This is a genomic window from Paenibacillus sediminis (assembly GCF_017873765.1).
Lineage (GTDB): Bacteria > Bacillota > Bacilli > Paenibacillales > Paenibacillaceae > Paenibacillus_AG > Paenibacillus_AG sediminis.
Map to the genome: position 1 here is coordinate 50,528 of NZ_JAGGKP010000004.1, position 13,324 is coordinate 63,851.

Annotated in this window: 15 protein-coding genes; 1 reads left to right on the forward strand and 14 read right to left on the reverse strand. The window is 45.0% G+C overall.

Annotation, left to right across the window (positions count from 1 at the left end):
- Positions 1 to 155 precede the first annotated feature (155 nt).
- From J2Z20_RS10060 to J2Z20_RS10090, 8 genes are all read right to left on the reverse strand, one after another.
- Positions 156 to 1,091 carry a cation diffusion facilitator family transporter gene (locus J2Z20_RS10060; protein WP_209849066.1) on the reverse strand — a complete coding sequence of 312 codons (936 nt, stop codon included), beginning with the start codon at positions 1,089 to 1,091 and terminating at the stop codon, positions 156 to 158.
- A gap of 177 nt (positions 1,092 to 1,268) precedes the next feature.
- On the reverse strand, positions 1,269 to 1,517 hold the full coding sequence (locus tag J2Z20_RS10065; protein WP_209849068.1) for a helix-turn-helix domain-containing protein: 249 nt from the start codon (positions 1,515 to 1,517) through the stop codon (positions 1,269 to 1,271).
- Positions 1,518 to 1,519: 2 nt separating this feature from the next.
- Positions 1,520 to 1,687 (reverse strand): YvrJ family protein, encoded by a 168-nt coding sequence (locus J2Z20_RS10070; protein WP_209849070.1) that lies wholly within the window; start codon positions 1,685 to 1,687, stop codon positions 1,520 to 1,522.
- 15 nt (positions 1,688 to 1,702) lie between these two features.
- Complete coding sequence (locus tag J2Z20_RS10075) at positions 1,703 to 2,335, reverse strand: sigma-70 family RNA polymerase sigma factor (protein ID WP_209849073.1); 633 nt, start codon at positions 2,333 to 2,335, stop codon at positions 1,703 to 1,705.
- Positions 2,336 to 2,607: 272 nt separating this feature from the next.
- Positions 2,608 to 3,111: a hypothetical protein gene (locus J2Z20_RS10080; RefSeq protein ID WP_209849075.1), complete on the reverse strand. Its 504-nt coding sequence runs from the start codon at positions 3,109 to 3,111 to the stop codon at positions 2,608 to 2,610.
- A 101-nt stretch (positions 3,112 to 3,212) separates the two neighbouring features.
- Positions 3,213 to 3,347 (reverse strand): hypothetical protein, encoded by a 135-nt coding sequence (locus J2Z20_RS18130; RefSeq protein ID WP_280921753.1) that lies wholly within the window; start codon positions 3,345 to 3,347, stop codon positions 3,213 to 3,215.
- A 20-nt stretch (positions 3,348 to 3,367) separates the two neighbouring features.
- A complete protein-coding gene (locus J2Z20_RS10085) occupies positions 3,368 to 4,126 on the reverse strand; it encodes a glycoside hydrolase family 25 domain-containing protein (protein WP_209849078.1) in 759 nt (252 codons plus the stop codon).
- A 282-nt stretch (positions 4,127 to 4,408) separates the two neighbouring features.
- Positions 4,409 to 5,638, reverse strand: a complete 1,230-nt coding sequence (locus tag J2Z20_RS10090; RefSeq protein WP_209849081.1) for a CynX/NimT family MFS transporter — start codon at positions 5,636 to 5,638, stop codon at positions 4,409 to 4,411.
- A 224-nt stretch (positions 5,639 to 5,862) separates the two neighbouring features.
- Here J2Z20_RS10090 and J2Z20_RS10095 point away from each other — a divergent pair, with 224 nt between their 5' ends.
- On the forward strand, positions 5,863 to 6,213 hold the full coding sequence (locus J2Z20_RS10095) for a VOC family protein (protein ID WP_209849084.1): 351 nt from the start codon (positions 5,863 to 5,865) through the stop codon (positions 6,211 to 6,213).
- Between the two features lie 65 nt (positions 6,214 to 6,278).
- Here J2Z20_RS10095 and J2Z20_RS10100 read toward each other — a convergent pair whose 3' ends face one another.
- The 6 genes from J2Z20_RS10100 to nagZ all read right to left on the reverse strand — a co-directional run bounded on the left by J2Z20_RS10100 (position 6,279) and on the right by nagZ (position 13,322).
- Positions 6,279 to 7,187, reverse strand: coding sequence for an aldo/keto reductase (locus J2Z20_RS10100; RefSeq protein ID WP_209849087.1), 909 nt, complete (start codon positions 7,185 to 7,187; stop codon positions 6,279 to 6,281).
- A 128-nt stretch (positions 7,188 to 7,315) separates the two neighbouring features.
- The gene (locus J2Z20_RS10105) at positions 7,316 to 7,513 is read right to left on the reverse strand and encodes a YwbE family protein (protein WP_209849090.1); all 198 of its coding nucleotides are present in this window, start codon (positions 7,511 to 7,513) and stop codon (positions 7,316 to 7,318) included.
- 99 nt (positions 7,514 to 7,612) lie between these two features.
- Positions 7,613 to 9,007, reverse strand: coding sequence for a (Fe-S)-binding protein (locus tag J2Z20_RS10110; RefSeq protein WP_209849532.1), 1,395 nt, complete (start codon positions 9,005 to 9,007; stop codon positions 7,613 to 7,615).
- Between the two features lie 22 nt (positions 9,008 to 9,029).
- Positions 9,030 to 10,445 carry an FAD-linked oxidase C-terminal domain-containing protein gene (locus J2Z20_RS10115; RefSeq protein ID WP_209849093.1) on the reverse strand — a complete coding sequence of 472 codons (1,416 nt, stop codon included), beginning with the start codon at positions 10,443 to 10,445 and terminating at the stop codon, positions 9,030 to 9,032.
- 43 nt (positions 10,446 to 10,488) lie between these two features.
- Positions 10,489 to 11,676 (reverse strand): anhydro-N-acetylmuramic acid kinase, encoded by a 1,188-nt coding sequence (locus J2Z20_RS10120; RefSeq protein WP_209849096.1) that lies wholly within the window; start codon positions 11,674 to 11,676, stop codon positions 10,489 to 10,491.
- Positions 11,673 to 13,322: a beta-N-acetylhexosaminidase gene (gene nagZ / locus J2Z20_RS10125; protein WP_342454293.1), complete on the reverse strand. Its 1,650-nt coding sequence runs from the start codon at positions 13,320 to 13,322 to the stop codon at positions 11,673 to 11,675. Before nagZ ends, J2Z20_RS10120 begins: the two co-directional genes overlap by 4 nt.
- Positions 13,323 to 13,324 lie beyond the last annotated feature (2 nt).

The window sequence follows — 13,324 nt, forward strand, 5'->3', positions numbered from 1 at the left end:
CTATGAAGCAATTCCATACTTTCGGTCACAGAAAAACAAAAAAAGAGCTGGGCTTTTGGCTTTTGATCCCAACTCTTTTTCCTTCAAGTCACTCGCGTAGCATGTATAAAAAAACAGCAGGAAGGTGTTCCTGCTGTTTTATCTTTACTCATTTTTCATGCGTGAAGCTGTAAAAACTCTTTACCGTATTGACCATGGTCATGGATGAGCGGATCCTCGATTTGAATGGTCGAATGATAAATACCGTATTTCTTCTTAAGCGTATCGTTAATGGCTAGAATAACGCAGTGAGGTTGAATGCTCGGTCTAACAAATACATGGGCTGTAATTGAGTAATGATCGGTAGTGACTGCCCACAAGTGCATTTCATGTACGTCTTCAACGCCTTCAATCTGGCTAATATCATGGCGAATTTCATCCAAATTAAATTTATCAGGCACCGATTCCATAAGAATAAGGTAGGATTCACGAATAATCTTGAATCCGCCTGTAAAAATAATTCCACCGATCACCATACTAATGAGCGGATCCATCATTGTAAATCCAGTAAAGTGAATGACGATGGCGGACGTAATAACACCGATCGAACTAAGCATGTCACCGATAAAGTGCCAAAGTGCGCTTTTAATATTTAAATTTTCTTCTTCTTTATTACTCCGACTTAAAATAACTGTCAGAACGATGTTAACGATTAACCCGATACAGGAGATGGTAAGCATCAGACCAAAATTGACTTCCTGCGGATGAATGATACGTTTAATCCCTTCAACAAAGATACCGATCGCAATAACACCAAGTGCCAATCCATTCAGGAACGAAGCGATAATCTCAAATCGAAGAAATCCAAATGTATATTTCCGGTTTGGCTGACGTGTCGCCATATATATGGCCGTCATACTTAATCCAAGTGCAAGTACATCTGAAATCATATGTGCAGAATCCGATAGAAGCGCCAAGGAATTAGACAATAAACCCCCGACAATTTCCACGATCGTAAAAAACAACGTTAACAATAGCGTAATCCATAATGTTTTTTTCGAGGTACTCTGGACTTTCACGTGATTTAGATGATGGTAATCCACATTATTCATCTTAACCATCCTTCATTCGTTTATTGGGTTCGCATTTTCTTATTTAGAATTATTATAATCTAGATTGTGTGATAAGTATACATCTTAGGATGGCGATTCACAAATGAATTTTTTATGGATAATACTAATGATATTCATTAGAAATACACTGAAGGTTGGTTTAAAAATCCATTACCGTTACTCTGACGATTCAGATAATATTGTTACAACCCGCGAGTAATCTGGGATCGAATCAATATCATACGAATAAATCGCTCGAATAATTTTTTCACTCATATGCTGTTCAAGATCGTGGCGCTCTTGTATTTTGGCCCTTCTACAGGCTTTTTGAATCGCCGGCTGGAATAGAAGGAGGATCTCTTTAAGAGCTTCCTTGTCTCCGTCCTTTGCCCGACTTACAAGGTCGAATAATTCGGGTTCACTCATCTCTACTTGCGCACCTCTTCCTTAATGGCCTGCGACAATTCAATGATTGAAGAGTTCAAAGTATCAATTCGCTTCTCAAAACGGGTAAGTAAATATGCGGTAATGACAATAGGAAACCCAAAGTTTGAGATTGAAGTGGTGATTAGACTGATCAGCTGCGTATCATCCATGTTAGCTCCCTCCCTTCAGTTACGGTGAGATTCTTGCTGTCTATCGGTTATGTTATTCCTCATTTTTTTTAGGGCAGTCTGCCTTGTCTTGGTGATAGCCTGCTGGGAAATGTGCAGCAATCGAGCGATTTCGTTATCTATCGCACTGGTCGAGTAGGCAAGAGTGATGATAAGCTTCTGCTTGTCCGTTAATCGGTTAAAGGCGTAAAATAACGAATCGTCATTGAATGACTGTTGAAAGGTCTTCGGATCGGAAATTGGAATCTCTTCCTCTATCGCAGTACTGTACAAAATCTCTCCAATTGTGGATTCCCCATCACCCATCAGTGCATCGAAGACCAGAGGGTACCGCAGTTCATCACGGGTACGTTTCCTGTGGTAATCAATATCGCAATACCTGATTAAAGAACATAAGTATTTCGTAAAGCGAACTCTAAAAAAATAGCGTAGGAAGGCACCTTCTAATTTCGAGCTCGCCTCCTTGCTGGGGTTCACAAGATGTCTTGCAAGTAACAACACATTTGCTTTATCCTCGAAAAAACCTCGTATCACTGGGTTGCACAGAACCTTCTTATTCTTTTCCCAATAAATCGAAATTGCTGTTAATTCTTCCTTTGTCATGTCTCTGCATTCCATTTCGGTAATCATATAATCCCTCCCCTGTAAAATGATCCTTTTTTTTATAAAAGTGTTTAAAGTTGATAAAAAAACAACCAAAATAAGAACAAATGTTCGTATTTATATCGAAAAAAAAGAGGACAACCCACTTGTGCAATTTCTCCTCCATTCCTATTATGAAACAAGCGTTCTTGTACGTGAAGCGCCTTTTTTACCAATTTTTTTCTTATGATAAGTGAAAAAAAAACTATCTCAGGAATTCGTAAATCCTAAGAAAGAGGGTAGTTGAGACGACGTGAACGTTATTTTTCAGTACCGTATAGATTTCCAGGAGGTTTACAATTGCCCAGAGATCCCAGTCCGCCACTTTGATAAACCAGCTCCGTTTTATTTGGGGTGACGATGTAGAAGGCGTAGTTCACGACTCTCTCATCGTTTAAAACCACATTCCAATCCTCAACAATTGTAACTCCGAAAACATTAGGTTCAACTTCTTCTGCATTCGTGGTATATGTAATCGTGTAAGGTCTGACTCCACAAAACTTAACATCAACATTTGTATCTCCAAATTTTATTTCAGGAATTGGACGGAGTTGATTACCCCATACACGTTTAAGGGCCTCATCCCTGGTTAAAGTCCCCTCCTTTGAAGGAGTGGGTTTATTCGCTTTCCCCGCCCCAGGAGTGTCCACAGCAGGGGGACTTTGTGTAGATACTAAAGGGAGATCTGACGGCTTGGATACATTCGATACTGAACAAGCACTGAGAAGGAGAATCAAGCTTGAGACAATTAGTAGTTTTCGCAATGAGAACCCTCCTTTGGGAACAGCTTATTGAATTTATAGTACCATTATATGGATATTAAACACAATGATGCAGAGAGCCAAAGACTCTCTGCATCATTGTGTTACTTATCCTGTTTTTTCTTTTCAACCCGTTCCTTATCCTCGTTGAGAAGGATATGATGAAGCTCTTTAAAGTGATCAATCTTCTCTTTATGTTTAACAGGATCTCCGTTTGGAACAATCGCCTTTTTATTCATAAAATGGTCTCTCTCCTTCCTTAAGCCCCAGATGGGTTAGTGGTAATTGCAAGATCCAAATCAACCCCGAGCGTAGTGCCATTGTAAGTAATTTTGCACTCAGTACCCGTAGGCGATTGTGCATATTGCCATACGTCAGCATAAGAAACACCGCTATCACTCGGTTCAAGATTCGTAGTCACCGTGCAACCAGGAGATGGATTACTTAAGCGAAATACCCAAAATTTAGTAAAATCTGCCAGAGACACTGTTCCAATCTTAACCGTTTCAAGGCGAGTTTTGATCTGGTCAGCAGTAGATGAGTACGAGCAGTAGATACCCGGATAGTAAGTGGTGTTATCCCAGATTCCTTTGCAGAATCCTTCGATATAATCAAGGAAGCTGCTGGATAACTGGCCACCTTGCTCAATATCCAAGAAGATCGTTGCGCTAGTACTGATCGCTGCGTTACCGTTCGCATCCTTTTCTGCATCTATTTTGCTGCCGGCATCAATGGCATCGGTATTACCTTGGGATTTGGTCAGATTGGAAGAGCTTTTTTGCCGACCAACGTAAACGAGCATCAACCCGTAACCAATGCTCTTGATCATTGCAGCTTGTCCCTTGAAACTCGTGGCGTTGCTCGCATTCGGTCCTGTGTAGAAAGAAGTGAAATAAAACGGTGACCCCGTCCAGAAATTCTGGAGCTGAGTCTTGGTTGGGCAATAGCTAATGTCAAAACCTTTGTATGCCATCCTAGTTCCTCCTAGTGATATTGTTAATCGATTTCGACCGGTCATTGTCGATTACACTATCTAAAGTGAAATAACATTCAGCTTGCACAACCATTTCATATAAAAATTCAACTTCCTTTACTTCAATCACCACAAATCTGTTTATGACCTATGTAAAAGAAGCGGAAGTTAATTCACGTTTAGGAAAAATTACGTTGGGGTATTAACGGTACGAAAAAAGGGCAATTTTTCAGTCGGATGCTTCATCTGCAAGGGACAATCAATCAGAAAAAGCAGCCCTTATTGTAAGAGCTGCTCATAAATACGTTATTTAAGAAATTAAAAAAATTATTTCGTACCGACAAATCGATTTCTTGCTGCGCCTAAACCAAATAGAAGCAACAGAACACTAGCGGCCAGAAGCAAAATAAGTGGAACGTTCCAGCTATGAGTGGCGTCATGCAAAGATCCGAACAGTGTTGGACCTACAGCTGCGAGTAAATATCCGACCGATTGAGCCATCCCTGACAATTCAGCTGCTTCATGAGTCGTTTGCGTGCGAAGTCCGAAGAACATCATTGCTAGACTAAAGGCAAACCCAACGCCAATGCCGATCAATATTGCCCATAATGGAACCAAACTGCTGCCGCCAAGGAAGAGTCCACCGATTCCAATCCAGAAAAAGATCGCCGTCATAATGACAAGTAAACGTTGGCTGTTCATTCGTGCAGCCCAAATCGGCACAATAAAAGTAACCGGAAGAATCGCGAACTGAGCCAAGGAAAGCATCCATCCGCCCAAATTAGAACTCATGCCTCTGGCCCCTAAAATTTCAGGAAACCAAGCTACAACGGTATAAAAAATCGTAGATTGGAGTCCCATAAACATCGTAACTTGCCAAGCTAGAGGAGAACGCCACAAATTGACTTTCATCTTTTCAGACGAGGTCGCAGTTACTTCTTGATTCCGATTACGCATTTGAGGAATCCAGAATACAATCGAAATCAAGGCGAGAATGCCCCAGCATCCAAGCGCCTCGTTCCATCCTAGGCCAAGCTTATCCGCAAGCGGAACGCTGACTCCAGAAGCAATCGCTCCGCACAGGTTCATCGACACGGAATAAACTCCTGTCATGATACCCATTTTGTCAGGAAATTGTTGCTTCACGAGACTTGGTATAAGCACATTACATACTGCAATGGCGAGACCGAGCAGCGCTGTGCCGATGAACAAAGTCGTCGTTCCTGACATAGACCGCAGGACGATCCCAATCGTTAGCAATACTAAAGAGAACATCAGCACAGATGACATCCCGAATCGTCTTGCTAGCCTAGGAGCAAAAGGGGATAGAAGAGCGAAAGCCAATAAAGGCAAAGTCGTAATCGTTCCGGCTGCCGTGTTGGAAATACCGAGTGAGTCCCGAATTTCGCCCACTAAAGGTCCTACTGAAGTTAACGGCGCTCTTAAGTTAGCTCCGATTAAAATAATTCCTAAAACAAGAAGCCACCCTCCGGCGTCAGAGATCTGTTTTGCCGCAGAGCTTGTACTTAGGTTTGTGTTCAACTGCTGTGAATCCATGATGCTTTTTCACTTCCAATTCGTTATCTAAATCTTTCATTCACAATCTTTGTACAATTTACTGATTCTTTCAGACTATCATATGATTTTCATCGTGTAAATTATTAATAGGTTGAATTGTTTCCTGAAAAATCTATTATTGACTTCATTCGGAATTTCACAGGAATTATTTAATTTAAATAGAATAGTACTATGATAGGCTAAAAACTTTTGGGGAGGAAGTTATGAATCCGATTTTAAATCAAATTGGTACGGTGTTTATTCCAGTAAGCAACATCGAAAAAGCTCGTGATTGGTATTGTGACATATTAGGAATACCCGCAGACGGGGAAATATTATTTGGCCATTTGTACGTATTGCCTATGAATGGAACGGGGATTGTACTCGACAGCAAGATTTTTTCAGAGAATCATATTTTCCGAACACCTGCATTCCATCTGAATACGAATAACATTCAGGAAGCATATGAATATATGAAAGCTAAAAATGTGGAATTAATAACGGAAATTGAACATAACCATTGGTTTAATTTCAAAGATCCTGATGGGAACCATGTCATGGTGTGCCATTGCTAAATATAATGGATAGAGAAATCAGATATTCGCTGATGACTCTATCCATTATTATTACATGATTGAAATTAGCGGTGGGCTGTATATTGATTGGCTTTGCTTACTCGGCGGATCGTTTCCAGTTCTTCAGCAGTCAGCGGCGGAATTTCCGATGATTCAATGTTATGCAGCAGCTGCTGCAAAGAGCTGGCCCCAGGAATCGCCACGGCCACTGCAGGATGAGACAGCGAGTACCGCAAGGCCGTTTGGGCAAGGCTTCTCGATTCATGTACAAGACTTTGTAATTGTTCTCGAAGCTCCACAAGCTCTTCACGGGAATAGTTTAAATAACCGTTATCCACTTTATTTCCTCCCCGCTCCGAGAGAATGCCTGACGCAATGGGACCGCGGGCAATGACACTAATACCGTGTTCAGCAAGCAGCGGAAGCACTTCCTCTTCTGCACGCCGATCTAGAATGCTGTATTGATTCATTACGCTTACGATGTTAGACCGTTTTACATATTCCCGAATGACGTTAGGACGAATGGATGAGATGCCGTAATAACGAATGAACCCTTCTTGCTTCAATTCCTCAAAAGCTTCAATCGTCTCCTCAATGGGATCATCCAGCGTTCCCCCATGCAGCTGATACAAATCGATATAATCCGTTTGCAGACGTCTCAGACTTTCTTTAACAGCTGTTTTGATATAAGCCTTCGATGGATCCCATACCCATCCTTCTTGACCAGGAACTCTACGGTTACCGACTTTAGTAGCTACTATTACATCCGAGCGCCGTCCTTTAATGGCTTTGCCGACAATCTCCTCGTTGCGTCCTGCATCATATAAATCAGCCGTATCTAGGAAGTTAATACCTCGATCAAGCGCTTCATGAATTAACGAAGCTCCCTTTGCCTCTTCGGTACCGATGGTCATACAGCCAAATCCGATTTCACTAACATATAGATCGGATTTACCCAAACGGTTCTTTCTCATATTTCAACATTCCTTCCCGTGCATATGTACTCATAATTCTATTATTATACATATTGAGTTATTGTTCCAACTATTAAAAAAGAAGAGAGCACCCCTTATCAAGGTGCCCTCTAACCTGTGTTAGGCGATTACTTATTAATAATGTCCTTCACACGTCCGACTTGTCCGCTTGTTAAACGAACTTTGATCCCGTGAGGATGCTGAGGCGAATTAGTTAGGATGTCCTTAACGATTCCGCGCGTCAGTTTTCCTGTAGGTTGATCCTGCTTGAGTACAATGTCCACTTCAAGACCAGGGCGTATATTAGAACGCAATTGTCCGCTCATTGATGTCACTTCCCATTAACGATCTGTAATACAGTTCAGTATTACAATAGTACACAAAAAGGAGCGTGAATACTACATCGAATAGATTTGAGTGCGATGTCACTTTCCTGCTCCCGATGCCTCAGCATCAAAACGAACATGCTCTGCCAGCAGATCCACAAGATGCACAGCTTCCATTTCATTGTTAAGTCCAGATCTGTGAATGCCCCATTTCATTTGAAGCAAGCAGCCGGGATTTGAAGTGACAACATACTTCGCATCGGTCTTCTTTACATGCTCCATCTTACGATCAAGCACGTTCTTAGACATTTCCGGCTGAGTCATATTGTAAATACCAGCCGAGCCGCAGCAGGTATCCGCTCCCTGAAGCTCGCAGAGTTCAACACCAGGTAGAGCTCTCATTAATTCCCTTGGCTGACCCTGAATACGCATGACATTGCGCAGATGACATGAATCCTGATATGTTACTGTTTTCGGTGCGATTTCCTCCTGCATGGTCAGCGGTCGTCCAATTGTCGACAACAACTCAGACACATCTTTCACCTGATTTGAAAATTGAATAGCAAGCTCACGATGCGCCGCATCATCTTGCATCAGATGATCGTACTCTTTCAACATCGCTCCGCAGCCGCCCGCGTTACTTGCAACGTAATCTACGTCTGCATCAGCGAATGCGTGCAGATTAAGCTCGGCAAGCGTCCTTGCTTCTGCCATCTCTCCAGCATGAGCATGGAGGGCACCACAGCACGCTTGGCTCTCTGGAATGACGACCTCGAATCCTGCTTGACGGAGTAGCCGAACTGTATTGACGTTCGTCTCTATGAACATCACGTCCATGATACAGCCACGGAACATCCCAACACGAGCAACCTTCTCGCCAATCGGAGGTACAATAAATATGCTTTCTCCTGATTTAGTTACCTCGCTGCGTGCTGGCAAACGAAGAGACTTCCACCGTTCAACCAAACCGTCTCCAGATGTTTCCGGCATGACCGCTTCGAGCTCCTGTAAATGTTCAGGAAGCAACTTCATGACGCCGGATGCTCGTACGACCCGCTGAAGTCCAGAGCGCTGATAGAAACGGAGTGTTTTCCCGACCATTCTCATCCGTCCTTGATGCGGGAAAATCCCTTTTAGAAATGTTTTTCTAGCCATGCGAACGGGCAAAGAATAAGATCTTTCATGTGCAATGGCTTCCCTTGTCTGTTCTATTAATTGCCCGTATTTCACATCGGACGGACAAGCAGGTTCACATGCACGGCAGCCTAGACAGAGATCCATCTGATCTTGGAACGATTGATCAGGGTACATTAAACCATCAACGACTGCCTTCATTAACGCGATTCTCCCTCTCGGGGACGCCGCTTCAAGACCTGTCTCAATGAACGTCGGGCATGCATTCTGACAAAAGCCGCACCGCATGCAGTTCGTCAATTGATCTTCATCGATCGTCAGCTTAAGACGCTCTGCCAATGCCTCGGATTGATTTATCATTGCAGTCATAGAATCATCTCCCTCAGCGGTGCTCATTCATAACCATGCGTTTCCTCGTCTCGGCAAACAATTTACCTGGATTCATAATGTTGTCCGGATCAAATGCTTGCTTAATCCGTTTCATCATTTCTATACCAGTTGAACCTACTTTCCATTCCAAATAAGGCGCTTTGACGATTCCTACCCCGTGCTCGCCTGTGATGGTACCGCCTAACCGAACAGCCGCTTCGAATATTTCTTCGAAGGCCTGTTCCACACGATGGATTTCCTCACTATTACGCGCGTCTGTCATGGCAGTCGGGTGCAAATTGCCGTCGCCCGCATGACCAAATGTGCAAATTTGCACGTTATATTTCTCTGAAACTCGCTGCACCTCAAGAACCATCTCTGCAATTTTCGAACGAGGCACTGTCGCATCTTCTAGAATAGTTGTTGGTCTCAGCCGCGATAGTGCAGCTAATGCACTGCGCCGAGCCTCCATCACCTTCGCACCTTCCTCTGGTGATTGTGCGATCTTAAGTTCAATCGCGCCCTCCTGCAAACAAATCTGCTCGATGAGCTTCAGATCATGCTCTACGGTCCCTTCATCTCCATCCTGCTCAATCGCCAGCATCGCCTTGGCATGAACAGGCAGTCCAATTTGCGCGTAATCTTCAACGACCTGTAAGGTGGGCTGATCCATAAATTCAAGCGTGCACGGAATGATACGGTTAGCAATGATACTCGATACCGTTTTCGCAGCCGCATGCAGATCATCGTACATCGCTACCATTGCGCGGCGGTATGCTGGCTTAGGAATGAGCTTGACCGTAGCCTCCGTCAATATTGCTAGAGTTCCACCGGAGCCTACCAACAGGCGGGTCAGATCATAACCCGCTACATCTTTAACGAGCTTCCCTCCGGTTCGTAGCACACTTCCATCCGCAAGTACGGCTTCCAGACCAATAACATAATCCTTGGTCGTGCCATATTTCAGCCCTCGCAATCCCCCGGCGCCAAGTGCGATATTTCCGCCCATCGTACAAATAATCATGCTGCTCGGATCAGGCGGATAGAACAACCCTGCAGCTTCCACAGCTTGATGAAATTGCTTCGTATTCAGACCGGTTTGGAACGTTGCTGTTAAATTGTCCGTGTCGATCTCAAGCAGCTTGTTCATGCGCGTCATCACGATGATGAGCCCGCCTTGCATCGGAATCGTTCCTCCACACAAATTACTGCCAGCACCGCGGCCAATGACGGGAATACGATGTTCAGCACACACTTTGATAATGGCTGACACTTCTTCCGTGCTGCTAGGGAAAATAACGCCGTCAGGCATTGCTTGAAGAAGCGGAGTGGCGTCATAGCTGTAAGATACTAACGTCTCCGTGTCGTCTTTAAACCCGTTGCTGCCAACAATAGCAGTCAATTGTTTCCGAATTGTGTCTGCAAGCATGGCAATCCTCCTTCGATCAAGAAGTTGATGGTTTTCGTTCAAGTTAAGGTAAAGCCAGCTTACCCATAATCGTCGGATGCGCTGCGCCCGTTGCCGAAGGCAGGTTATTGCTTATCCCATTCATAAAATCATTGCCGAGTAATGCAAAAATGACGGCTTCCTTCGCATCGTCATTAAAGCCGAGCGACTCTGAAGTCATGACTGACTGCTCAGGCAACAAATCTGCCAACATTCTAAGCAGCGTTTGGTTATGAGCACCGCCGCCTGTGACGATGACTTCGTCTATTCGGCAGCGAGGAATGACGTGTTTCTGGTAACCATCCGCTATGGAATGTGCCGTAAAAGACGTAGCTGTTGCTACAATGTCAGCATCCGATAAGCCACGCTCTTTGGCCTTTGCGATAAAGGCAGAGGCGTAAGCCTTACCGAACACCTCCCGTCCTGTTGATTTCGGCGGTGCCAGCAGGAAATACGGATGCGACATCATCTCACTGACAAGCGCCTCATCCACTGATCCCTGTGCAGCCCATGTTCCACCTTCATCATATGAGGCACGGCCTTCTGTGAGCACGAGTACAACTTGATCGATAATCATGTTGCCCGGACCCGTATCGAACGCAAATACGTCAGCCGCAGAGCAACCTGCTGGTAAAGCGGTGCAGTTTCCGATGCCTCCTACATTCTGAAGAAGTCTTCCCTTATCCGGATGACGAAAAAGAATAAGATCCCCATAAGGTGCAAGCGGTGCACCTTGACCGCCAACAGCTATATCTGCCGGCCGAAAATCACCGACAACCGGCTTACCCGCGCGTTTAGCAAGTACGGAAATATCGCCAAGCTGAAGTGTCGAGCGAACGAGAAGTAAATCGTAGGCATCGGCCTCTGGTATGTGCCATACGGTCTGACCGTGTGAACTTATGAAATCGATCGATCCCATATCCATGCCCGCTTCACGTGCAGCTTCGTGTACTGCTTCTGCGAATCGGTCTGCTAAGAACGAATTCATACCGCAGACGAGAGCAACATTCGAATATTCCACTGTGCAAAGTGATTTTAGCCGTTCCCTTAGAACAGGTTCGTAAGGCCGGCTGTAATAGTGGAGCAACTCTACCTGCGAATCAAGTCCGCACCCCTCGATTCTCGCAATCGCCACGTCGATTCCGTCGAGAGAAGTGCCCGACATTAACCCAACTACAGTGACAGCTGGTTTATCCCACAAGATGTGAATCATGAATTCGTCACACCCCAGCCTACTGGATACTGATCACCTAGTGATACGGGCAAATGTCCCTTGAACGGGATCAGCCCAAGGAGTGCCTTCGCTGTACTTCGCAGCGTAAGGGGGCGACTTTCATAAGCCGCAACAAACGTCTTAACTTCGGGAAGCACAAGGAGATCGTACGGATTGCGAAGAGCAACCACCGCAAGCGGCTTCCCCACCTTCTGTAAGCCTTGGACAAGACTTATTTGAGCAACACTAAACTGTGCATTGTATGTCCCGATGACAATTTGTTTTACATCTTCGGCAGCTGCTTCATCAAGGAGGGCAGAGAGCTCTGCCGGGACATCCGCTAGCTTAGCAACCCGGTCAACGACGTCCAAACCGTTCTGAAGCAGCGCAGCACCTAGACTTTGTGCATTTTTAAATGTTTCGTCAACCATTGTCACAACAGCAGGTGCGACTGTAATAACAAGCGTTCGTTCTCTTGTTAGCGGAAGCATCTTAGCCTCATCTCGAATTAATGTAATGCTCGCTTCACTTACGCGACGTGCGGCTTCCATATGTTCCTCACAGCCAACCTCGACATGCTGAGTATCAACTGTGCCGCCATCAATTCCCAGTATGCCGCGCTTCGCCTTCAATGCAAGCACACGCGTAACCGATGCATTAATTCTGTCCTCACTAATCTGCCCCTCTTGAACCGCTCTCTCAATCGCTTCGATCGCGCCAATTTGCAGCTCTGGTGTATGACTGACGAGTACGATATCCGCACCCGCTTCAATCGCCATCACAGAAGCTTGAACGGTGCCATAATGTTCAGCGATCGCGTTCATCTCCATGCAATCGGTCATAATAATGCCTTTATATCCAAGCCGTTCACGGAGAAGACCTGTAAGTATGGCATGTGACAACGTCGCTGGGAGCTTCTTCGTCTCTAAGGCCGGAAAATAAATATGCGCCGACATCATCGCATCGACGCCTTCCTGGATTGCCCGCTTGAACGGGACAAGCTCGATCCTCTCCACTCTATCCCAGCTGTGAGCTATCGTTGGCAAATCCAAATGTGAATCCACATCAGTATCCCCGTGCCCTGGAAAATGTTTGGCCGTAGCAGCTACGCCAGCATCCTGATAACCATGCACCATTCGAGCTCCGTATTCCGCAGCTGACTCAGCAGATTCTCCAAACGAACGAACGCCAATCACAGGATTACCTGGATTGTTATTCACATCAAGCACCGGAGCAAAGTTCATATTAATCCCGAGTTCACGCAGCTCCTTACCGCTAAGGTTAGCCAGTTTATATGCAGAATCCAGCGATCCAGCCGCAGCTACAGCCATATTGCCTGGCATCAGAGTAATGCCCTCCGTAATACGCGCGACCATGCCGCCTTCTTGATCGATCGAAATCCACAGCGGCACATTGCCTGAACGAACGGCAATGTCTTGCAGCTGTTCAGTAAGCCTTGCAACCTGCTGAGCCGACTCCACATTACGCGCGAAGTAAATGACACCGCCTATTTGCTGTTCTTCAATAAATCGTTTCAGTTCATTGGTTACTTCCGTACCTTCAAAACCACAAAGCAGCATCTGTCCGATTTTCTGGCGCAAATTCATTCCACTGACGAGTTGTTCCAACTTTGTTAGTTCGCCCACTT